Below are 21,531 nucleotides of genomic sequence, written 5' to 3'. Positions count from 1 at the left end.
AGATGTGTATAAGAGACAGGCCCCATCTTCCCCCTCCCCCTCAAGCAGGCTTATTTCCCCTCAAAATCAGTAACCAGGGCTTAAATGCCTTAGTCGTCGGATTGGTGCTGGCGATCGTGTTGATGAATGTGGGACTATTACGGGTTCTGTTCTACGGCTTCCTGGTGCTGGTACATGAATTGGGTCATGCTGTCACCCATTGGTTGTTTGGCAGACCCGCCATTCCCAGTGTCAACATTCTCTATGGCGGTGGAGTCACCCTGACCTTCGGACAATCGATCCTGGTACTCGGGTTAATCTATGCCGGAATTGGCTACTTGGTTTATCGATCGCGCCACTATCCCCGTGTTCTGGGGGTTCTCGCTGGCTTCACGCTGCTCTATACCCTCTGTTTACTGACCAGTTTGAACATGATCCTATCGATCTTCATGGGCAAAGGCATGGAAGCGCTCGCGATCGTCCTTTGTTTATATCTGGCGATTAGCGGATACTATTGTCGCTTTGCGGGCGATCGGACCATTTATGCCATGTTAGGCTTCTATACCTTTTTTTCCGGATTACAGTTCTCCTGGCAACTCATCCGTGATCCGGATTATCGTGCCAACTATGAAGCGGGAATTGGTGGTGGGCTAATGGACAATGATTTTGTTATCCTGGCGACCCAATATTTTCATGTTGACTTATCCGTGATCACCCATTTCTTCCTGCTCTGTTGTCTGCTGGCTCCCGCGATCGCTTTTCTGCTCTACCGCTACGAACGCTGGTGGGTTAACGGCATTCAACGTCTGTTTGCTGTAAAACAGTGATTCCCCTGACCTGGATAGCAAAAAGGGCGATCGCGCGATCGCCCCTCTACTATTGCTCAAACTCAATTTCCAATCGGGTTAGTATTCCTCAACCTCGATTTCTTCATCCAAGCCGGCACCTGCTGTCGCGGCTGGAGCCGTTGGGGCAATTTGAGGCTGGAATTGGAACAGGGAGTAGACGACATTCCGGCGAATATCGGTCATCATCTCCAGGAAGAGTTCGTAGCCTTCACTCTTGTATTCGATCAGGGGATCTTTCTGACCATATCCCCGTAGCCCAACAGATTCCCGCAGGGCATCCATTTGTTGCAGGTGTTCGCGCCAGAGGGTATCAATCTGTTGCAGGATAAAGAACCGTTCGGCTTGCCGCATTAGTCCTGGTTGGATTTGATCAATTTGGGCTTCCTTCAAGTCATAGGCAATCCGGACTTGCTCATGCAGGAAGCTCTTAATTTCCCCAACAGTCAAATCTTCCAGTTGCTTGGGTTCCAGGTCTTCCAGCAGGTAAACGAACTCCTTCACCTTGCCGACTAATTTATCCAATTCCCATTCCTCGGAGGGCAGATCGGGGTTAATGTACGCCGTGACAATGTCATCCATCGTTTGCTCGGCATATTTGATCACCTGTTCCTTCAGGTCTTGACCTTCCAGTACCCGTCGCCGTTCGGCATAAATGGCGCGGCGCTGGTTGTTCATCACCTCGTCATACTCAAACACCTGTTTCCGGATGTCGTAGTAGTAGGTTTCCACCTTTTTCTGCGCCCCTTCCAGCGATCGCGTCAGCATCCCAGACTCGATCGGCATATCTTCTTCCACGCGGAACATTTCCATCATGCCCGCTACTCGATCGCCGCCAAAGATCCGCAACAGGTTATCTTGCAAACTGAGGAAAAACTTGGTGGAACCGGGGTCGCCCTGTCGTCCGGCTCGACCGCGTAACTGGTTATCAATCCGGCGGGATTCGTGCCGCTCTGTACCAATCACATGCAAGCCACCTAATTGGACAACTTCCTCATGTTCCCGCTTTGTAAAGGATTCGTACTCCTGGCGAATCTGGTTGTAGACTTCCCGCAGCTTTTGGATCACTGGATCGTCAGTCGGCGCTTTTTCCGATGCGATCGCCACTCGATCTTCGGCTTCCAATTCCGGCAGCGATCGTTCGCCGTACTGTTTCACCGCAAAATCAACGGCTTCCTTCAACTGTTTTTCAGTGTTCTTCGAGAGTTCCGTCGGATAGATCTGGGGTGACGCTTTCCAGGTCTTAACTTTTTTACCGGGAGTAAACCCTTCCCCACCACTGCGTTTACCCACACCGGGAACGCCCGTCACTCCAAACTCATCTTCGTCCTCCGGTTGCACAATCCGGGGCATAAAGTATTCCCGCAGTTTCAACCGCGCCATGTAATCGGCGTTACCACCCAAAATGATGTCCGTTCCCCGACCCGCCATGTTCGTAGCGATCGTCACGGCTCCCTTGCGTCCGGCTTGGGCGATGATTTCCGATTCCCGCTCCACGTTTTCCGGCTTGGCGTTCAGCAGGTTATGGGGAATCTTCCGTTCGTGCAGCAAGCGCGACAGTAATTCTGATTTCTCGACGCTAGTTGTGCCCACGAGTACCGGGCGACCGAGTTCGTGCATTTCCCGACATTCTTCCGCGATCGACTTCCACTTACCTGCTTCCGTCTTATAGACCACATCGGATAAATCGCGTCGAACGTTCGTCCGGTTCGTCGGAATCGTAGTGACTTCCAGGTTATAAATCTTGCCAAATTCCGCTTCTTCAGTTTTGGCGGTTCCTGTCATCCCCGCCAGTTTGGGATAGAGCAGAAAGAAGTTTTGATAGGTAATGGTTGCCAGGGTTTGAGTTTCCGGTTGAATTTCGGTGCCTTCCTTCGCTTCGATCGCCTGGTGTAGTCCATCACTCCAGCGGCGACCCGGCATGACCCGACCAGTGAATTCATCCACAATCACAATTTCATTATTGCGGACAATATAGTTCACATCCAGAATAAATAGTTCTTTTGCCTTGATGGCATTAAAGACATAGTGTGCCCAGGGATCTTTTGGATCAAATAAATCCGTCACCTCCAGCATCTGTTCAGCGCGAATAAACCCCTCATCGGTCAGCAAGACGTTGCGCTGCTTTTCATCCACTTCGTAGTGTTCTTCTTTATTCAGGGCATTGGCAATTTGCGCCGCCCGAGTATATTTTTCACTGGGACGCTCGACCTGCCCGGAGATGATCAACGGAGTCCGGGCTTCATCAATCAGCACCGAGTCTACTTCGTCGATCACGCAATAGTTGAAGGGACGCTGCACGACATCTGACATTGAGGTTGCCATATTATCCCGCAGGTAATCAAACCCCAGTTCACTGTTTGTGCCGTAGGTGACATCACAGTCGTAGTTCCGCTTCCGTTCGACGGGAGTCATGCTTTGCTGAATTAGCCCCACGCTGAGTCCTAAGAAGCGGTGGACTTGTCCCATCCATTCCGCGTCCCGGCGAGCCAGGTAGTCGTTCACCGTCACGACATGCACCCCTTTGCCACTAATGGCATTCAGGTAAGCCGGTAGCGTAGACACCAGGGTTTTACCTTCCCCCGTTTTCATCTCAGCGATCTGCCCATCATGCAGAATCATGCCACCGAGGATTTGCACATCAAAGTGGCGCATTCCCAACACCCGCCGCGCCGCTTCCCGTACCACCGCAAAGGCTTCGGGTAAAATATCATCCAGAGATTCGCCTTTTTCCAGCCGTTGCCTGAACTCTGCTGTTTTACCTTGTAGTTCCTGATCTGATAGTGGCTGAATGTCCTGCTCTAGGAGGGTAACTTCAGCTACGAGCGGTTGATACTTTTTGAGCTTACGTGTGTTGGGATCACCCAGCAGAGTCTTGAACATGGTATTGGAATAACAGGATTTAGTCTCGAACAGGAATAACTGATGCAGTCGGATGTGAGTCAGTTCAGGTCATTGCCGCTAGAACTGGGCTGACTGACCCAGAGTACCTTAATCCTATCACTTTGATTCAAAGGGGTTCGGGAATGGTTGGGAGAGAATTATCGTCAACCCGATGCCGATCGCCCATGATTGAAACCCTGACGAATTCCGCGATCGACCGCTTGATTGTGCCTTACCGGGGTACAGTTAGCACTTTCTTTTGAAAGAACAAAATCACGCCCTGAGTATCTTCGTGCTGGGTAAACCGTACATAACAGTGCTGGCATCCCCCCTGATATAAGGCTCGGAACAGATGATTCAAGTTATATTCATTCATCTGCATCATTGGTTGAGCCTGCGATAGCCCTTTGAGCCGATTGCGGAGATCAAATAATCCCGGTATCGACTGATACGCCCACAGTAGCCATTGCCCTTTGCGGGTCGGCGGGGGCTGTTTGTAATAGGTAAAGTGCAACACTCCCACCCCATTAGCAGCTAAGCGATCGATCATCTGGTGCAAAATCATTTCGCCCCGATCGCAGGGGATATGCTGAAACACAATGAAGGAATTGATCAGATCAAAGCTACCTTGCAGTTGCGACAACTGATCGTCACTTTGCAGCAACTCCACATTCGACACCCCGAAGCGCTGACAATTTCGTTCCGCTTCTTGCAGCATGGCGGTTGAGATATCGACCCCGATCGCAGACTGGCAAATCGCTGCCAGGGGAATGACTAACCGACCCACTCCACAACCAAAATCTAATGCCCGGGTGGGGCAAAACTCTGGATCCAGATGCTGATGAATCGTTTGCAGCACTAAGTCAATGTAGGACTGACCCGAGGCAAAGAACCGTTCGATCGCCGCCGCATCTAAATTCTCCCGCTTATACTCATCCCAGGTGAGAACCCCATAATAGGGATCCTGTTGACCGTAGTATTCCCAGACGCGATCGGGATCATTGGGCAGCATCACCATCTCCTATGGGGCATCTTGCCATTCACTGGTCAGGCTGCGGAAATTATACTGCCTGGCTCCGGGATGGCAGGTAATACAACTGTCGAGGTTGACTCGTTGGGGAAACTTGACTTTGGGATGGAGGATTTTGAAATAGCGGGATTGATACAACCGATAGGGTAATTCTTCCCCGCTTGCCTGCGGTCGCGAGTAATCCCGTAAATAACTCCACAACACCTGAATTTCTATGGCTCCTAACGGGCGAATTTCGGCACCATAATGCTGTGGGTCAGTAATCAGTTGCCGCCAGGTTTCTGAGGGCATCGTGGCTGGCGGAATTCCCACATGGCAGGTGGCACAGTTCTCTAGATAAAGCTTTTGTCCAGCCCGGTAGCGCTCCGGCACCACGTCCACAGTACCGATCGACGGTTGGTTTCCCACAGGGGTCGTTTGCAGTAATTCCGCTGGGCTGGGTGACACCGGAGCCTGAGCCACCACTGGGACTGGAGTTGGCATCGTGGCTTGCGCTAATCCTACCCCCCAACCCACACTCCAGAGCAGGAGTAAGATCAGCAATACCAGGAACGATCGGGGACGGTGACGACTCCGCCGGACTGAGCTAAATCCTATAGGTAGAGACTGGCGATCAGCATCTGGAGACGGGTGGGACATACGATACAGAATCAACTCAAGTAAAGGTCTGTGTGTTGGATGACGGATTGATTCACTAAATAGTGCCAAAAATGTATTGTAGTCAGTCGTTGACAATTGCGAACAGACGAATGGTGGAAGGAATCTGGGCAATGCGGATAGATAGCCAGCTACCAGGCATATTTGTACCTGCCAATGGGATCAATTCATGCCATCAGTCGATCGCTTCCTGGGAATGACTGATCTATGGTGATATTGCAGATATTTATTCTGATTGAGTGGGATTGGCATGGATTGTCGTCATATTCAGTTTTGTGATCAGCCAGAACAGGTAGACCTGCACCAGCTTCAGGAATTGTTTCAGATGGCTGCATTCTGGGCCAAGGATCGCCAGATTAATGATCTGGCAGTAGCGATCGCAAATAGTGTTCCTGTGATTAGCGCCTGGGATGGACAACGATTAATTGGCTTTGCAAGAGCGACTTCGGATGGGATTTATCGCGCGACTATTTGGGATGTCGTCATCCATCCTAACTACCAGGGAGCCGGACTGGGACGCAAACTGGTGCAAACCGTCCTCAGTCATCCCAACGTTAACCGAGTAGAGCGGGTTTACCTCATGACGACCCACCAGGAATCGTTCTATCGCCGCATTGGGTTTGCCGAGAATCACAGTACAACTATGGTGCTACATAACCAGCCGATCGCCGTGAGTTGTGCCCTGCGCGAGGAACTGGAGGCAGCGATCGGGAATCAATAGTTACCCAAGTGTCATCTCATCCTCTACCTCTGGAATCAATCGGGGAATGGCGTATTGGATGCGGGTCAGTGCCGACCCATTCCCCGGTGCATCGGCAGGTGGCGAGAGAATTTCTAGCTGCCCATTCATCCGTCGTAATACCAGTTGGCTGAGCAGGAGCCGGAATCCGGGCGATGGGAACAGGGTTTGCTGCGATCGGGCAATCGCCTGACGTTGCAACGTGATAGTCGGGGTCGTGCTATTTTCACGCAGTAAGCTCGCAGTTTCCGAAATTGCAGGTGGCAATAGATCGATCGGCTCACTGAAAAGTGCCGTCAAGTAGCGATTGGCGATCGCAAAGTAAATATAGCCAGCATCCACGTCCACTTGCGTCTCCAGGGCGATCGTACCCTCCGGTACCTGGCTAATGACGGTATCCACCAAATTGACCAACACCTGCCGCAAACAGCGGGGATCGGCGAGCGCATACAAATCAGGCTCGGGCAAAGGAATATGCAGCTTCAGGTTGCGGTTTTTCGCTGGCAACTGGGTAATTCGCTCGACATCTTTTAGAAGACCAGCGACCTCTACGGGTTGAATATCAAGCTTGCCCGTCCCCTGTTCCACCTTGGCAATGTGGAGAATTTCATCCAGCACATTCACCATCTTTAAAGCCGACGCATGGGCTTGGGCAATAAACTCTTGCTCCTCCTCAGGCCCATCACATAGCTTGGAGATGATCAACTGATGCATACCAATCAAACCATTCAGCGGCGATCGCAGTTCATGGGAGGTACGTGCCAGAAAGCCACCCTTAAACTGACTCATTTCCGTGGCTAGTTGATAAGCCAGTTCTACCTCCTCCAGTTGCTGAATCAAATCGGTACAGGCATCCGGTGCAGGTGCAGGGGAGAGTAAATCAGTCGGCGCATTCGTCTCTGCCTGGGAGACTGTCACCCGATGTCGAGCCAATAGTGTCTGAATGCCCCATCCCAAGCCGATTCCGATCGCTACCCATCCCAGGTCTATCCAATTCATGACTTCCTATCCAATGTAATGGCTCCCTGTCTCAGAACTTCCCAATCACGCCCAGTCCAGCGCACGACCGTAGAAGGGACTCCGGAGGCAGGGCTATTACCGCTAAACGGCTGAACCGCTGGTTGGGTCTGAAGCTCCAAGGGCGACAGGGTAAGCACCTGTGGAAACTGTAACTCAATTTCAGCGATCGTCTGTAAGGGCGGTTGCCCCGATAAATTGGCACTGGTGGTGGCTAGGGGCCCAGTGTGCTGCAAAATGGTTCGTGCGATCGCGTGATTGGGCACCCGTAACCCAATGGTGGTTGGGTCCTTAGGATTGAGACTGGGGGGTACGTGCTGACTGGCAGGCAACACTAGGGTCAGCGCCCCCGGCAGGTACTGTGTGGCGATCGCTTGCCAAATCTGGCGTTCGCTGGATGAGCCCTCTGTATATATCCAAAGATCACTAATATTTCCTGCCATCAGGATTAATGGTTTATCCAAACTTCGTTGTTTTGCCTCAAAAATCAACTCCGCCCGATCGGGGCGGCAGGCAAGGGCGGGAACAGTATCCGTCGGAAAACTTGCTAGAGAGTTACCCGATTGCAGCCCAGTAATTAGATCCGAAAATGAAACTTGCGGCATAAGTCAAGCAGAAAGGAACACAATACGGAAAACACGGTTAGGGAAACACAGAAGAAACACACCTTGCCTCAGTGAAAATATGAATAGTTTATAAAAATTAGTTTTTTAATTTGCAGATTCACGAAGTTATGATTTGTTTTATTTATAGCTTTACGGAATTTTAATTTATGTTTCTTTTAGGAAAGCCGTAATTTAAGATTGGAAATCAGGAGTCATCGTAATTATTACTGAGTGGCGATCGTAATTCAGTCACAAAACCAGGTAACGTGTGTCTGAGATCACTCACCTTAGGGCAGTTGTCGTCTAAATTCTTGGTAGGCGTAAAGCATTGCCATTGATGACAGATTTGCCTAAATCTGGCAATTAGGATCAGTGCCAATTAGCTGCTTTATAGCAGTGTCAGTGGTTATACCGTATTTATTTTTCTTCCTAAGGGGTTTAACCCAATCAGGAATTTACTCCTAACACGACTATTGGTTATCCCTGTTGAATTCAGTTTAGTTTCGATCAATCAGTATTAATTTCCTTGTTGATTCTACTTGTCTCAGTATTTTCTACAGATCCACCAATTTACCTTCAGGAGCATCTTGGTGAATACAACGAGGTTCTTTAGCAGTTGCTCATCTCAGACTAGCCCTACTATGAGTGGGGTTGACCTGTCTTCAAGCATGTTGGAATTGGTTGCAGGGCGTAAACCCGTAGAACGGTTATTAGCACCACAGACGTTAATGGCTCAAGCTCATACCCAATTGCTTGATCTAGTGCATGATTCTATTTTGGCATTTGACATTGAGGGAACGATTACCTTCTGGAATCGGGCTGCTGAGGAACTATATGGTTGGACGAAAGCAGAAGCACTTGGGCAACATATCTACACCCTGCTAAAAACCGAGCTGCCTCACCCCCTGACAGACAGCAAAGTCCAGGTATTACAGCAGGGTCGGTGGGAAAAGGAACTGGTGCGGACTCGCCGGGATGGCTCTCAGGTGTATGTGACCAGTCGCCGCACCCTGCAACGGGATGGGCAGGGAAATCCGGTGGCAATTCTAGAAATTACCCATGATGTCACTGATCTCAGACAGCTTGAGCATTCCCTACAACAGGCACACCAGGATTTACAGTATTGCCAGATGCAGCAGACTCAAAGGCTGGAAGCTGAAAATGCCGCCTTAAAAGCGGAACTCCAAAAACGAGAACGCATTGAGGCAGAACTGCGACAACGACTGGAGGATCAAACCGCGATCGCCCTTTGTACCGCCCAGAGCTATGAGCAGTTGGAACACCTGATCGACTCCCGCACCCAGGAATTAGAACAGGCAAGACAACAGGCAGAAACAGCCAACCATGCCAAAAGCGAATTTCTGGCAACCATGAGTCACGAGTTGCGAACCCCCCTGAATGCCGTATTGGGATTATCCCAAGTGCTACAGCAAGAGATGTTCGGGGCATTAAATCCTAAACAAGCAGAATATATTGGTCATATTCGGAGTAGTGGCGAACACCTATTACTGTTAATTAATGACATCTTAGATTTAGCTAAAGTTGAGGCGGGTCGGGAAACGCTGGATTTCGCTCCGGTCTTCGTAGCTGACCTGTGTCAAGGGTGCCTGTCACTGATTCAAGAACAGGCGAATCAAACAGGACTCCAGGTGATAAGCCAAATTGATCCGACGATCGCAACCTGTATTGCCGATGAGCGGCGTTTACGACAAATGGTGCTAAACCTGCTGTCCAATGCCATCAAATTTACCCCAACGGGTAGCGTCACCCTGATTGTTCAATCCCAGGCAGAGGGCATTACCTTTACAGTCGCTGATACAGGCATCGGCATCGCCTCTGAGCAACTTCCCCTCTTGTTTCAACCGTTCCAGCAACTGGATAGCCACCTCAACCGCCAATATACTGGCACTGGCTTGGGGCTGGCTCTCACCCGTAACCTGGCTCGGTTGCATGGTGGCGATGTCACCGTAGAATCCACCCTGGGTCAAGGTAGCCGATTTACGATTTATCTACCAAATTTGCCCCAGAATTAGGCTAAGAACAGCCGCCTCTGCTTAATAGGGTTTGCGCCCAACGAAATTGCCTGGGGGATTGTAATTACATACCCAAATTTCCTTACCATTGCCGCGTGCCATCCCACAGCCCACCTGTTGTGTGGTTCTCCAAACAATCTGGGTATAGTGACCACACATTTTACCGGGTTGGCAGGAGTTCGTCGCATAGTCGTAATCGTTGACTTCTTCGCCCCACATTCTCACCACTCGATCGGGACTGAGTTGTTGCCCCCAAGCCGAAGCTAAGTTTTCGCCATAGGAAGAATTTTGGCGATGCTCAAACCGATTTTCTCGTAATAGCTTCTCTGCCCATTCCTGAGCATAGCTGGCTAACTGAGGCGACCAGGTCAGCGCCGGAACACCAACCCGTTGTCGCCACTCGTTGTGGGCATTGAGCATTTGTTGCACTCCCGCCTGACTCGACAGATCGTAGGTCGCCCTGGCAATACCACGGTTTTGGGCTTCGGCTAACGACAAGATGCGATCGACCGGCACAGTCCTTTCCTGTTGGTTATTACTGACATACTGCACAGTGTAGACATAGCCCGATCGACTATTCCAGGCATACCCAACTAACAGCGCTTCTTGCCATTGATTGCCTTGTCTGACATACACTGGCTTACCGTCGAGGGGAAAGGGAGGAGTTGGTTGTTGCGCCATCTGGGTCATCGCCAGGGCTGGTGATACCTGACCGGGAGAAAAAATCGGCAGCAGCCCGATCATTGTTGGCATCGTCAGCAGGGCGGCGACGATCGCCGCTACTTTGTAAGAACGGGGTTGAGAATGGGTCATAGCGTAACTCAAGGGAGAACTGGACTAGTTAGATAGTTAAGATGGTTCCCCTGGGAGCAAGTTCCCTAACCCACCTTTTGTTCTGTCACTAAGGTCAAGCTGACGAACTCCCCTCGCTCGTTATAGCGACGAATCAAGCGTTGTCGCAGGTGAGGCTGCATCAACCATCCCGCTTCCAGAAAAAATGACTGTCCCCGTTGGATTTGACTCGGGCAGGTCGATGATGCACCATCCGGTAGTAATACGACGTGGATCGGTTGTACGCCCTGATCAAAGACCAGAATTGAGTCACGGATTGTCGCTTTTGAGGTCACGGTGCGATCGCCGCTGCTATCCCCAAAGGTCAGTTGCTGAAAGATCTGGTCGCCCTCCCGGCGGAGGGTCAGTTGGGTGACACAACGATCGGGACTGCGCCAGTTGGGATACAGGCTAATCGCTTCTCCCTGCCAGGTGCCAAGCAAATCGGCAACGGTCAACGGGGGACGCTCCGGGGTATTGCTGCCCGCCCGACCTTCACGAATTAACGTTAACGTCTGCAAGTGTTGATCCGTAGGATTAAACATCTGCACTAGCCGTAATCGCCGATCGCCATGCACCAGGGCTAACTCCGCTCCAAATTGCGCCGAGGGAGCGAGTTGTAATGAGCCTTGCGAGAATGCTCCGGTTTCAAAAAATAGCAGTCCACCGCCGATGCCAACTGAGGTGAAATTTAACACCACATCGGTTTGTCCCTGCCGTTGCAGAGTCAGGCGAATCTCCTGGCAATCATCACCGATCGCTTCTAATCGCAGTTGGGATGGCGTATCGCTGAGCCATTCCCCGGTCGCTGATAGCGCGGTGAAGGAACCATGCCACTCACCAAGGTTTTGCTGAAAACAGTCCCATTGGGATTTCATGATTGCAGAATTGCATCCCGATCGTCGTTTATTATTAAACCCCAGTTTCCAGCTTTGGTAGTTAGCCCAGTTCACCAGTCCTGGGGAATGGGTTGCTCAGGATCATTGCGATCGCCTGGGCAAAGAATTAACGCAAAATGAAACTATCCCAACGTTGAGATTAACCTCAACACGTTAGGGTGGAGACAAACTGAAGACTAATCTTACGTCATATCTAACAGAGCATCATGAGTGATTTGCAGGTAGAGACTCAACAGATTCGCCAGCAACTAATTAAAACCTATCGCCAATTATTACCCCTGGAACAAACGATCGTTCAGTTATTTTCAGTAATTTATGAGCCAATTAGCCGCACCCTATTTGTCAGTTGTCTCAACGCTCTTGGAGTCCGCACTCGGAACGAAGCATCGTTTACGGCGACATCGGTTAAGCCCTATCTCGATCGCTTAATCGACCTGGAAGTATTAGTTCAATACAGTGGGCAAGGACCGCAGTGCCACCCGTTACTAAAAGAGGTTGCGACACGGGATATCGTGCAGACAGGACGATTTGATGCCTTTGCCAATACCGTTGAAAAGATCATTCCCATTCCCCAGCGCTGGAAAAATGGCCCCCGCACCTTTAACAGTGAAGGTTTATTCATTCGGGAGTTTCGGATTGGGTTATATCGTCAAGATCTGCCTTTTATTAATCAGCAACTTGAGAATTATTACAAATATTCCTATCAAAAGAATAAGCTGGCGATCGATCAAGTCTATCTACAGATTTGCAATAATCCCTTTGATCCGGTCTGGTTTCGCACTTTACCCCAAGCCCTATATGAAAATGCCTTAACCAGTATTCTGAATCATTCCATGCTGCATCTTACTCCAGTAGATGAGGCATTCCAGTTATTACAAGCCGATGCTTTAGATCGGGGTAAAGACTCTGATTTTCTCCCCTTAGTGTTGCTCGATCAATTGATTCTACGAGGGCAACTCAAAACAGCCGAGACGGTTCTGGCTGGACTCTCTGAGTCCCAACCGATCAACTTCCTGACGGTGCGAGGATGCCTCCAGTTTTTGCAGGATGACAATGCCGCCGCGATCGCTACCTACACCCAAGCCCTCCAGGTGCTGAAAAAAGGCAGTGGCAAACGCAAGTTGTATTTCCAATCCATGAGTGGGTTGTTTTTTATCCTGGCATTGCTGAAGGATGGCTCGGCAGCGCGACTGAGTGAGGCAGCGGAATACACGGCGATCGCTCAACAAGCCAAGCATTGGCTCAGCGATATCTATGCTCGGCTATTAGCGGTCATCCAAATTCAGCAAGGTGATTTGACGCGCAAAGATACTATTCTCAATTCGTCGATCGCGCCCTACGAAGCCGGACATAGCTTAGCCACCTTATTCAGTTGCCTGTGTTTGTATTGGGTCGATCGCGATCAGGCGAAATCCCATCTGCCGCGATTGTTAGAACCTTTTTTTCAACAGGCTGGCACTGAGGCAGGTTATCACTGGTTTGCCATGCAAGCCGCTGCTCTCCTGGCTCACCTGAAACCCCGCAAGTATGAAAAAATCGCTCAAAATTTACGCCAACAACTGGGTTGTCAGGCATTAGTAGACATCCTGCAACCCCAGGAAACCTGGGAATTATGTTTGAATGCCCTCACCAATCTCCGTAAAGAGGCAGGGCAACCCAGTGCGAAACCGCAGACGAACCAACGACTTGCCTGGTTTTTGACGTTTTATTCCAGCAATAACTATGTGCTACAACCCCGCGAACAAACCATTAACGCCAAAGGGGAATGGAGTAAAGGTCGCCCGATCGCCCTCAAACGCTTGAAGAAAGCGGGAGAGTTGGCTTATCTCACCCCGCAGGATTTACGAGTCTGTGCCCAACTGGAAGTGGAATATTCCTATGGGTATTACAGTCAAACCCAATATCAGTTTAACGATAAGGCGATCGCGGCATTAATTGGTCATCCACTGGTGTTTTGGGAAGACTCTCAGATCCGGGTCGAAGTGGTGAAAGGCGAACCGGAATTACTGGTTAAAAAAGGGAAAAATGGTCAACTCAGCCTGCAATTTGTCCCAGAGTTGAAGGCGAACAAAGACATTTTGTTAGTCAAGGAAACACCGACACGACTGAAGGTAATTGAGGTCAGTGCCGAACATCGGCGGATTGGCGAAATTTTGGGGCAACAAAATCGGTTGGAGGTACCAGAAGCCGCTAAAGAACGGGTACTGGCAGCTATTAGTGCTGTCTCTGGCATTGTCACCGTTCACTCCGATATTGGCGGCGGTGTGGAGAGTGCCGAAACAGTACCATCCGACCCAAAACCCCATATTCATCTACTACCGGCGGGCGATGGGTTAAAGGTCGCAGTGCTATCGCGTCCCTTTGTGGATGGTGGGCCCTACTACCGACCGGGTACTGGAGGCGAAACCGTGATCGCCGAAATTGATGGCAAGCGTCTGCAAACCACCCGAAACCTGAAGCAAGAAAAACAACTGGCAAAAGCGGCGATCGCCGCCTGCCCCACGTTAATTACGCAGCAGGGACGGGATGATGAATGGTTAGTTGAAGATCCCCAGGATTGCCTGGAATTATTGCTGGAACTACAAGCATTGGGCGATCGCGTGGTGATGGCATGGCCGGAAGGGGAAAAACTACGGGTCAGCCATCAAGCCACCTTACAGGACTTCAAACTGGCAATCAAACGCCAGAATGACTGGTTTGCAACGGAAGGCGAACTGAAGCTAGACAGCAATCTGGTGCTGGATATGCAGCAGTTGATGCAGTTGTTAGAACAACATTCGGGTCGATTTATTCCCCTGGCCGATGGGCAATTTTTGGCACTGACTCAAGAGTTTCGCAAGCGATTGGATGAATTGCGATCGTTCTCGGAGCGATCCGGTAAGGGGGTACGGTTACATCCCCTGGCGGCTCTAGCCGTCGAAGATTGGATTGACGAAGTGGGGCACCTGAAAGCCGACAAACATTGGAAAGCCCATATTCAACGCTTACAGGAGATTCAGAACTTAGAACCCGAAGTCCCCTCAACCCTGCAAGCCGAATTGCGAGATTATCAGATTGAAGGCTTCCGCTGGTTGGCTCGATTAGCCCATTGGGGAGTCGGTGCGTGTTTGGCAGATGACATGGGCTTAGGCAAAACCCTGCAAGCACTCGCCGTGATTCTGACTCGCGCCCCCGAAGGTGCCACCCTGATTATCGCGCCTACCTCCGTAGGGATGAACTGGATCAGTGAAGCACAACGGTTTGCCCCCACCCTAAACCCGATCCAGTTCGGTAGCGGCGATCGCCAAAAGATGCTGGATAAGTTACAGCCCTTTGATTTGCTGGTCTGTAGCTACGGTCTATTGCAGCAGGAGGAAGTGGCAGAGATGCTGGCAAACGTGCAATGGCAAACGATCGTGCTGGACGAAGCCCAATCGATCAAAAACTTTGCCACCAAGCGATCGCAGGCGGCGATGAATCTGCAAGGGGGCTTTAAGGTATTGACCACCGGAACGCCGATCGAAAACCATTTAGGCGAATTATGGAATTTATTCCGCTTCATTAATCCCGGTTTGTTGGGGTCATTAGAGAGCTTCAATCAACGGTTTGCTAACCCGATCGAACGCTATCAAGATAAAGCCGCCCGCCATCGCTTAAAGAAACTAATTCAGCCGTTTATTCTCCGCCGCACCAAGAGTCAGGTGTTGGAAGAGTTGCCTTCCCGCACCGAGATTCTGCTGCATGTGGAACTGAGTCGAGAAGAAATGGCATTCTATGAAGCCCTGAGACGGGAGGCGATCGCGAAACTCTCGGAAAGTGATGCCACCGCCGGAGCCAAACATTTACAGGTCTTAGCAGAAATCATGAAACTGCGACGGGCATGCTGTAATACCCGGTTGGTGAAACCAGAAATTGGCTTATCCAGTGCCAAACTACAACTGTTTGGGGAAGTCCTGGCCGAACTCCTCGAAAACCGCCATAAAGCGCTGGTATTCAGTCAGTTCGTTGATCACTTACACATCATTCGGGATTACCTCGATCAACAACAGATCCGCTATCAGTATCTAGATGGCAGCACCCCCGCCGCCGATCGCAAAAAGCGAGTCGATGCCTTTCAAGCTGGGGAAGGGGATGTCTTCCTGATCAGCCTCAAAGCGGGCGGAACTGGCTTAAACCTGACGGCTGCCGATTATGTGATTCACATGGATCCCTGGTGGAATCCCGCCGTGGAAGACCAGGCCAGCGATCGCGCCCATCGCATTGGGCAACAACGTCCCGTCACAATCTATCGGTTAGTCGCAAAACATACGATCGAAGAAAAGATCGTCGAGTTACATCACCACAAACGCGACCTGGCAGATAGCCTTCTGGAAGGCACAGATATGAGCGGCAAGATTTCGACCGATCAACTGCTCCAGTTAATCAACGAAGGCTAAACCCCTGGTCGGACAATCACCCCTAGGAGGTCGGAGCAACATCAGGACAGTGACCCAATCTACCGTACTGCAATCCGCCGGACAGCAAATAGGCTACCCATCACTCCGACCGAAGCGCCAAACACTAACAGAACCATAGGCAACAACACGGCTTTGAACGGGCTGAGTTGCAAGCCATTCGTCAGGAATTGCACAAATTCTGGTTGGCGGGTCAACAGCTTACTTAAAAAATGCTGGAGGGTACTGAGCAACATCCAGGCGATCGCCGCTCCCGTCACCCCAAACGTTACCCCTTGCAAAATAAATGGGAGATAGATCGCTGAAGTGGTCGCACCAACTAATTGCATCACTTCAATTTCGCGCCGACGAGCTAATACAATCAGGCGAATGGTGGTTGTGATGACCGCGATCGCCGTCAGGGTAAGTAAAGTAATCACAGTTAAACTCAGCCAACTCAAGCCCTGATTCAGTTGGGCAACCTGCTTCACCGCCTCATCCACATACTGCACTTCATCCACTCCGGTCAGTTTGGCTAACTTCTGCGCCAAGGCAGGCACTACCTCAGAATCCTTTGCCTTGACTTGCAACTCATCCACGAGGGGATTCCCTTCCAGTTGCTTAGTCGCTCCCGAAATGTCTGACATGCCCATTTCCTTAACTAACGCTGCCCAGGCTGTTTCTTTGGGAATCACCTGGACTGCCGCCACTTCGGGAAACCTGGTAATCATCGGTTTCAAGTCATTTGCCTGCACTCCCGTATCCAGGTAAACCGACACCTCTAATTGACTCCCAAACTGGTTAATTAGGCCTTCCAGTTGCCAGGAGGCTTGGAGGCTGGCACCAAACAGAAATAGCAGCACCGTCATCGTGCTAATGGCAGCCCAATTCATCCAACCGCCCCGGCGCAATCCCAGGAGCGTTTCGCGCATCAGATAGTCGGATTTTGTTGCCAGTTGAACCACGCTACCTACCTCACTCAAACTTGGGGGATGTAATGATCGTGGTTCACGCTAGACGATGATTTTGCGATCGTCAATAGATCGCCCTAATCGATGGTCTAATCCAACACGTATTTGCTCAATACCGCATAGACCTCGTTGATATTTACCGTTTTACGAAACTCCTTGACGATCGGCATGGGGTCACTGCCCACCCAAATCTTCAACTCTGCATCTAGATCAAAATGTCCGGCACTCTCCCGTGAAAACTTGGTGATTTTCGAGTAAGGAATCGACAGAAACTCAATCTTTTTACCCGTCATACCTTGCTTATCAACCAAAATTAAGCGCTTATTCGTAAATACAAATAAATCCCGAATCACTTGATAAGCTTTTTCGATCTGCTCACCGGCAATCAGAATTTCGTTGAATAGTCTTTCCAGTCGCTCACCAGAGATTTCAGTGGCATTTCCTAGCAACCCTGAGATTAATCCCATTATTCATGCCCTCTTTCAACTCATCCATCCTATCCAGTTAACCGCCAAATCGCTGTTCTAAGCCAGGATGCGCCTGCCCATCGCAGGGTATAACCAATGCAGGTGATAGCGCCGCTGTTGCAACGGCTCTGACGCATTGAGCCAAAAACATCGATTCAACGTTCTCATCCACCTGAAATCCGTCGAGTTCCTTCGACTTAACAAACGGCAGGCGAGCGGCTGACCGCACTAATTAGGTGAACTGGATTGGAGTTGTTCTGCCGGGGGTTCTGCCGCGGACTGAGAGATAGTATCCGTCTCCGTTGCCGTTGCCGCCGTAGAATCGGGAGTATAGGTAATCTCCTCCACCTGCCCCACTTGCCCCATCGGTTTTGGGTCTGCCTGATTGAACGACACAATAACCGCCCCAGCATTCCCCGATCGAATAAATAGCTCCCGTTCCGCCGTCCAGGTATTCTGGAAGCCCTTCTCTTTCACATCTTCCACTTCGACCTTGCCATCAACAATCACTTCCAACCAGGAGCGATCGGTCAAGTTGACAGCGACCTGAACTGGAGCATTTGTCACACTCGGAGTTGTGGGAGAGCCAGGAGCCACCTCCGGGGCAACCGAGGGTGCCGGAGATGGAGAGACATTCGCGGTTAGATCACTCGTGGTCGTCGATACCGTTGGTCGATCCGTTGGGCGGGGTCGATTCAGAATCGCCATTGCCCCCAGCCCTAGCAGCACGATCGCCCCCCCTGCCAATACCAGTGGCGCAACCGGACGCTTAGGAGATCTCGTAGTTGCCGATGCATTCACCACCGGAGGAGAGGAAGTAGAGGTAATTGCCACCGGTGGGACAGAGGCAGGTTGAATTGGTGGAGTCGTTTCGGAGTGCAGCGGCGGAGTGAGAGGGACTGGAACTGACGGTTGGGGCGGCGAGTCAACTGAAGGCACACCGGAAGTTGCATCTACCTCAGCGGATTTAGGGGAGCCGATCGCCGGTTCCACAATATTGGCAGTAGACCGCTCTGGTAACGCCGATGGTTCAGAAACGGGCTGTGAAACGGCGGAATTGGTGGCTGGCGGATCTACAGATTGCCGGGACGCATCAGAAGGAATTGCCGATGAATTGAGTGGAGGCACGACCACTGGAGGTGCAGACGGTTCCGTGGTTGGAGCGGACGGCACGATCGGATTGAGTTCAAAGGTTTGAGATAAGGCTCTGCCATCTAAACCCAGGTAGTCAGCATACCGCCGAATAAAGCCTTGCACATAAACAGGTTCGGGGAGCCGCTCAAACTGCTCTGCCTCTAGAGCTTGCAGAAGGCGTTGCGGAATGTAAGTGGCAGTGGCTACCGCATCCAGCGAAATCGATTTTTGCTGACGGGTTTCTAGCAACTGTTCCGCAATTCGCTTCAGTTGTGTAACCTGAACTAAATCGAGTTCCTTCATCTGCACGTCTAGCCTCCCCCAAACAATGATGCGTTTCTAGATGTTAGTAAAGCAGTCTTGTTCCTATCCGTAAACGGAACATCACCGCCATAAGCAGAAAATCGCGATAGACTTTGCCGCCGTCAGTATGATAGAAAACGATTTGAAGAAATGTAAAGTCGTCAGCCCCGCAAATTTACAAAAAATGTTGTTGCTGTACTCCCTGAGTCAATCGCGATCGCAGCTTAAAGGTGCGCCAGGGAAGGGACAACTCTCAAAGGATAGATCTCACTCTGTATTAGCGTAAAAAGCTACTGACTAACCAAAGAATCACAAATGCAATGATGGCAGCGAACTGATCTCCCTGAACCCCTACTCCTCGCAAAACATCAGTCAGGGGTACGGCTAACAACCCGCCAATAATCACCCCCAGCAACAGACCCAACAAACCAATCAGCACCGATCGCCCGAGCCGTTTTTCCTTACGGTACAGAAAATATAAGCATGAGCCAGCGGCTAACACCATTGCCATCTGAAGCGCTGAGTAGGAGAAATACACCAACACCGATAATCCTGCCATCACCCCCGCAGGTAGCAGAATATCGATCGAACTAGGTGTATCAATCAGGCGTTGTAACCAGGCAGGGGCATTCCGAGCGGGCTGCGGGGGTGTACTGGGAGGGGGTTGTACCCGCTTTTCCGGAAAGCGAATCCCTTCCGGCACTTTAATCTTGCCCTCCTGCCGCATCCGCAAGCGTTCCATCAACAGGGCATCATAAGCCGCTTCAATCACTTGCAGTTGCTTTTGATCATCTTTGTACTGTTCACACAGACGACTGCGGGCAGTTTGAATTTCTTCAAAGCTGGAATTTTCAGTAACCCCTAGCTGTTCGTATGGATTTTGCTCGCTCATGAACTGTATACTCCACCTCTTCTTCAACCTAACTTAGTCGATCGCAAATTCACAAGAATTTTTATGGAATCTCTAGCGAGTAGTCCTCCCTTAGCAGAAGCTAGGGCATACTAATGCTGGTGGAAAATATTTTCTGCGTAATATGCACATGGGTAGATACAATTTGACCTGCAAACCCACAGCATTTTGTCTGATTTGGGAGTATAGGTAACCTCCCCTCTGGTGAGTGACCCACAATTGTCTAGAATGTTTGATACACAACTGGACGTAAAACGGTTTTTAGCATCTACCCATTTGGCGTTTTGCCAATCAACGTTGTCCTACCTAACCGATCTAATTGCTAAACCCTATCCTTCCCTCAACGCACGACTATGGCTATGCCTCCTGCCAAGATTCTCGTAGTTGACGATGATCCTGCTGTCCGAAATTTAATTCAGCGGTTTCTGACCCAGCAAAAGCAACAAACACAACCAAAATACCAGACTGAATCCGCTGCGGATGGCAAGACTGCGATGGAAATCTTCGAGCAGTTCAATCCTGATCTGGTCATTTTAGATGTCAATTTACCGGATGCCAATGGTTATAACCTCTGCCAAGAAATGCAAAGCCGAACTGGTGTCTTTGTTCTTATGTTAACCAGTCGGGCAGATGAGGCGGATAAAATCATGGGCTTTACCCAGGGGGCAGATGATTACATCACCAAGCCCTTTAGTCTAGGAGAACTGGAAAAACGGGTCGAAGCGATCTTAAAACGTCAACGAATCGTGACACCAGCCGAACAGCAGTGTCTCACCTTCGACAAATTAGTGATTGACCCAGTCCGGCGAGAAGTTCGACTGAATGAGGATCTTGTCCCCCTTACAGCCCTGGAGTTTGACCTGTTACATTTCCTGGCTAGCCATCCCGGTCGCGTTTGGCGACGTTCAGAGCTAATTCAGGAAGTTTGGGACTACGAGTATATCGGTGATCAACGGGTGGTAGATGTTCACATTGGTCAAATCCGCAAGAAGATTGAGATTGATACCAGTCAACCCGCGCTAATTCAGACAGTCCGTGGAGTCGGCTACAAATTTGAAGCCCCTCCGAACCTCAAACAGGATTCTGCGTAAGCGATCGTTCCAGTCGGTTTTTTCTGATAGGGGCACAGGATTCTGTGTCCTTTGTGTATGTGAGCGTCATCATGGCTTTGTCGTCGCGATCGCACACCCAATTTGCCCAAAGGTGGTTGGATTCAGTGATTGCCCCTGCAACTCTGGAAATAACTGATCAAAACGGTCACTGGCAGGAAAGCGATTGTCCCCAGTGGGGTGATTTTCGACCTGACAGCGTCCTAATTGAGCGAGGGTATTTGGCGGTAGCGTTGCCAGACGATCAAGTAACGTCATTGCGATCGTTGCCCATTCCTGCCGTAGGGATTGCTGCTCTATCGTATTTCCCAACTTCTGCCCTTGTAGATCAGGATATTTTTTGTAAAACAGTTCATCCACCAAACTTGTGAAAAACGGATAGGCAATCCCCAGTTCCCGCCGCCGATCGCGGACTGCCGCTAAGATCGCTTGCTCATCCAGACCAGTCACTCGATTAGGTAAATTTGGCACAGGTTGAGGTGGGCTAGGCACTGGAGATGGCGGTACTGATGGGGAACTGGGCGTTGACTGAGTGACAGGAGCAGGAGCAAGTTCAGCCGACGGTTCAGGGATTGGTTCAGACGATCGCGTTTGATTGACCGTAGATACTACTCTCCAGGCAATGACGGCAATCAGAATAGAGAGGCTGGTGGCTAGGAGGGCGGAGGCTATCGGGGTGGGGGAAGAGCTGTCTCTTATACACATCT

The 21,531-nt window shown here is 50.5% G+C and carries 18 protein-coding genes; 5 read left to right on the top strand and 13 right to left on the bottom strand.

Annotation, left to right across the window (positions count from 1 at the left end; genetic code table 11):
- On the top strand, window positions 1-806 hold an 806-nt coding region (locus ACN4EK_RS30050), incomplete at its 5' end, for a hypothetical protein (RefSeq protein WP_431662120.1).
- A 78-nt stretch (window positions 807-884) separates the two neighbouring features.
- Here the strand turns inward: ACN4EK_RS30050 and secA are convergent.
- The 3 genes from secA to ACN4EK_RS30035 all read right to left on the bottom strand — a co-directional run bounded on the left by secA (window position 885) and on the right by ACN4EK_RS30035 (window position 5,376).
- Window positions 885-3,707 carry a preprotein translocase subunit SecA gene (gene secA, locus ACN4EK_RS30045; RefSeq protein ID WP_431662119.1) on the bottom strand — a complete coding sequence of 941 codons (2,823 nt, stop codon included), beginning with the start codon at window positions 3,705-3,707 and terminating at the stop codon, window positions 885-887.
- A gap of 232 nt (window positions 3,708-3,939) precedes the next feature.
- Window positions 3,940-4,719, bottom strand: coding sequence for a class I SAM-dependent methyltransferase (locus tag ACN4EK_RS30040; RefSeq protein ID WP_431662118.1), 780 nt, complete (start codon window positions 4,717-4,719; stop codon window positions 3,940-3,942).
- Window positions 4,720-4,728: 9 nt separating this feature from the next.
- On the bottom strand, window positions 4,729-5,376 hold the full coding sequence (locus ACN4EK_RS30035; protein ID WP_431662117.1) for a diheme cytochrome C: 648 nt from the start codon (window positions 5,374-5,376) through the stop codon (window positions 4,729-4,731).
- Window positions 5,377-5,644: 268 nt separating this feature from the next.
- On the opposite strand from ACN4EK_RS30035, the gene ACN4EK_RS30030 reads away from it, so the two are divergent.
- On the top strand, window positions 5,645-6,115 hold the full coding sequence (locus ACN4EK_RS30030) for a GNAT family N-acetyltransferase (protein ID WP_431662116.1): 471 nt from the start codon (window positions 5,645-5,647) through the stop codon (window positions 6,113-6,115).
- Here the strand turns inward: ACN4EK_RS30030 and ACN4EK_RS30025 are convergent, their stop codons facing one another.
- Both ACN4EK_RS30025 and ACN4EK_RS30020 read right to left on the bottom strand, forming a co-directional pair.
- Window positions 6,116-7,132 (bottom strand): sensor histidine kinase, encoded by a 1,017-nt coding sequence (locus ACN4EK_RS30025; RefSeq protein ID WP_431662115.1) that lies wholly within the window; start codon window positions 7,130-7,132, stop codon window positions 6,116-6,118.
- A complete protein-coding gene (locus ACN4EK_RS30020; RefSeq protein ID WP_431662114.1) occupies window positions 7,129-7,755 on the bottom strand; it encodes an L-threonylcarbamoyladenylate synthase in 627 nt (208 codons plus the stop codon). Before ACN4EK_RS30020 ends, ACN4EK_RS30025 begins: the two co-directional genes overlap by 4 nt.
- A gap of 668 nt (window positions 7,756-8,423) precedes the next feature.
- On the opposite strand from ACN4EK_RS30020, the gene ACN4EK_RS30015 reads away from it, so the two are divergent.
- On the top strand, window positions 8,424-9,788 hold the full coding sequence (locus ACN4EK_RS30015; RefSeq protein ID WP_431662113.1) for a PAS domain-containing sensor histidine kinase: 1,365 nt from the start codon (window positions 8,424-8,426) through the stop codon (window positions 9,786-9,788).
- A 21-nt stretch (window positions 9,789-9,809) separates the two neighbouring features.
- Here the strand turns inward: ACN4EK_RS30015 and ACN4EK_RS30010 are convergent, their stop codons facing one another.
- A complete protein-coding gene (locus tag ACN4EK_RS30010; RefSeq protein WP_431662112.1) occupies window positions 9,810-10,601 on the bottom strand; it encodes a CAP domain-containing protein in 792 nt (263 codons plus the stop codon).
- 65 nt (window positions 10,602-10,666) lie between these two features.
- On the bottom strand, window positions 10,667-11,497 hold the full coding sequence (locus ACN4EK_RS30005; RefSeq protein ID WP_431662111.1) for a DUF3598 family protein: 831 nt from the start codon (window positions 11,495-11,497) through the stop codon (window positions 10,667-10,669).
- Between the two features lie 227 nt (window positions 11,498-11,724).
- On the opposite strand from ACN4EK_RS30005, the gene ACN4EK_RS30000 reads away from it, so the two are divergent.
- Window positions 11,725-15,933 (top strand): DEAD/DEAH box helicase, encoded by a 4,209-nt coding sequence (locus ACN4EK_RS30000; protein ID WP_431662110.1) that lies wholly within the window; start codon window positions 11,725-11,727, stop codon window positions 15,931-15,933.
- Between the two features lie 59 nt (window positions 15,934-15,992).
- Here ACN4EK_RS30000 and ACN4EK_RS29995 read toward each other — a convergent pair whose 3' ends face one another.
- From ACN4EK_RS29995 to ACN4EK_RS29975, 5 genes are all read right to left on the bottom strand, one after another.
- Window positions 15,993-16,895 (bottom strand): cell division protein FtsX, encoded by a 903-nt coding sequence (locus ACN4EK_RS29995; protein WP_431662109.1) that lies wholly within the window; start codon window positions 16,893-16,895, stop codon window positions 15,993-15,995.
- A 95-nt stretch (window positions 16,896-16,990) separates the two neighbouring features.
- Window positions 16,991-17,368 (bottom strand): PH domain-containing protein, encoded by a 378-nt coding sequence (locus tag ACN4EK_RS29990; RefSeq protein ID WP_431662108.1) that lies wholly within the window; start codon window positions 17,366-17,368, stop codon window positions 16,991-16,993.
- A gap of 37 nt (window positions 17,369-17,405) precedes the next feature.
- Window positions 17,406-17,597 carry a hypothetical protein gene (locus ACN4EK_RS29985; protein ID WP_431662107.1) on the bottom strand — a complete coding sequence of 64 codons (192 nt, stop codon included), beginning with the start codon at window positions 17,595-17,597 and terminating at the stop codon, window positions 17,406-17,408.
- A complete protein-coding gene (locus tag ACN4EK_RS29980; protein ID WP_431662121.1) occupies window positions 17,597-18,805 on the bottom strand; it encodes a helix-turn-helix domain-containing protein in 1,209 nt (402 codons plus the stop codon). Before ACN4EK_RS29980 ends, ACN4EK_RS29985 begins: the two co-directional genes overlap by 1 nt.
- A gap of 277 nt (window positions 18,806-19,082) precedes the next feature.
- Window positions 19,083-19,697: a CPP1-like family protein gene (locus ACN4EK_RS29975; protein WP_431662106.1), complete on the bottom strand. Its 615-nt coding sequence runs from the start codon at window positions 19,695-19,697 to the stop codon at window positions 19,083-19,085.
- Between the two features lie 371 nt (window positions 19,698-20,068).
- Between ACN4EK_RS29975 and ACN4EK_RS29970 the strand changes: the two genes are divergently transcribed.
- Window positions 20,069-20,806: a winged helix-turn-helix domain-containing protein gene (locus ACN4EK_RS29970; RefSeq protein WP_431662105.1), complete on the top strand. Its 738-nt coding sequence runs from the start codon at window positions 20,069-20,071 to the stop codon at window positions 20,804-20,806.
- Window positions 20,807-20,875: 69 nt separating this feature from the next.
- Here the strand turns inward: ACN4EK_RS29970 and ACN4EK_RS29965 are convergent.
- A partial coding sequence (locus tag ACN4EK_RS29965) for a hypothetical protein (protein ID WP_431662104.1) occupies window positions 20,876-21,531 on the bottom strand: 656 nt, incomplete at its 5' end.

It is taken from the genome of Pantanalinema rosaneae CENA516 (assembly GCF_050753385.1).
GTDB lineage: Bacteria > Cyanobacteriota > Cyanobacteriia > Leptolyngbyales > Leptolyngbyaceae > Pantanalinema > Pantanalinema rosaneae.
The sequence above is the reverse complement of the archived record's forward strand: the minus strand, read 5'-3'. Positions and strand labels throughout refer to the sequence as shown.

What these genes read in the sequence shown, in the direction of transcription:
- secA (WP_431662119.1), bottom strand. Translation starts at nt 3,707, where the DNA reads ATGTTCAAGACTCTGCTGGGTGATCCCAACACACGTAAGCTCAAAAAG.
- ACN4EK_RS30040 (WP_431662118.1), bottom strand. Translation starts at nt 4,719, where the DNA reads ATGCTGCCCAATGATCCCGATCGCGTCTGGGAATACTACGGTCAACAG.
- ACN4EK_RS30035 (WP_431662117.1), bottom strand. Translation starts at nt 5,376, where the DNA reads ATGTCCCACCCGTCTCCAGATGCTGATCGCCAGTCTCTACCTATAGGA.
- ACN4EK_RS30030 (WP_431662116.1), top strand. Translation starts at nt 5,645, where the DNA reads ATGGATTGTCGTCATATTCAGTTTTGTGATCAGCCAGAACAGGTAGAC.
- ACN4EK_RS30025 (WP_431662115.1), bottom strand. Translation starts at nt 7,132, where the DNA reads ATGAATTGGATAGACCTGGGATGGGTAGCGATCGGAATCGGCTTGGGA.
- ACN4EK_RS30020 (WP_431662114.1), bottom strand. Translation starts at nt 7,755, where the DNA reads ATGCCGCAAGTTTCATTTTCGGATCTAATTACTGGGCTGCAATCGGGT.
- ACN4EK_RS30015 (WP_431662113.1), top strand. Translation starts at nt 8,424, where the DNA reads ATGTTGGAATTGGTTGCAGGGCGTAAACCCGTAGAACGGTTATTAGCA.
- ACN4EK_RS30010 (WP_431662112.1), bottom strand. Translation starts at nt 10,601, where the DNA reads ATGACCCATTCTCAACCCCGTTCTTACAAAGTAGCGGCGATCGTCGCC.
- ACN4EK_RS30005 (WP_431662111.1), bottom strand. Translation starts at nt 11,497, where the DNA reads ATGAAATCCCAATGGGACTGTTTTCAGCAAAACCTTGGTGAGTGGCAT.
- ACN4EK_RS30000 (WP_431662110.1), top strand. Translation starts at nt 11,725, where the DNA reads ATGAGTGATTTGCAGGTAGAGACTCAACAGATTCGCCAGCAACTAATT.
- ACN4EK_RS29990 (WP_431662108.1), bottom strand. Translation starts at nt 17,368, where the DNA reads ATGGGATTAATCTCAGGGTTGCTAGGAAATGCCACTGAAATCTCTGGT.
- ACN4EK_RS29980 (WP_431662121.1), bottom strand. Translation starts at nt 18,805, where the DNA reads ATGAAGGAACTCGATTTAGTTCAGGTTACACAACTGAAGCGAATTGCG.
- ACN4EK_RS29975 (WP_431662106.1), bottom strand. Translation starts at nt 19,697, where the DNA reads ATGAGCGAGCAAAATCCATACGAACAGCTAGGGGTTACTGAAAATTCC.
- ACN4EK_RS29970 (WP_431662105.1), top strand. Translation starts at nt 20,069, where the DNA reads ATGGCTATGCCTCCTGCCAAGATTCTCGTAGTTGACGATGATCCTGCT.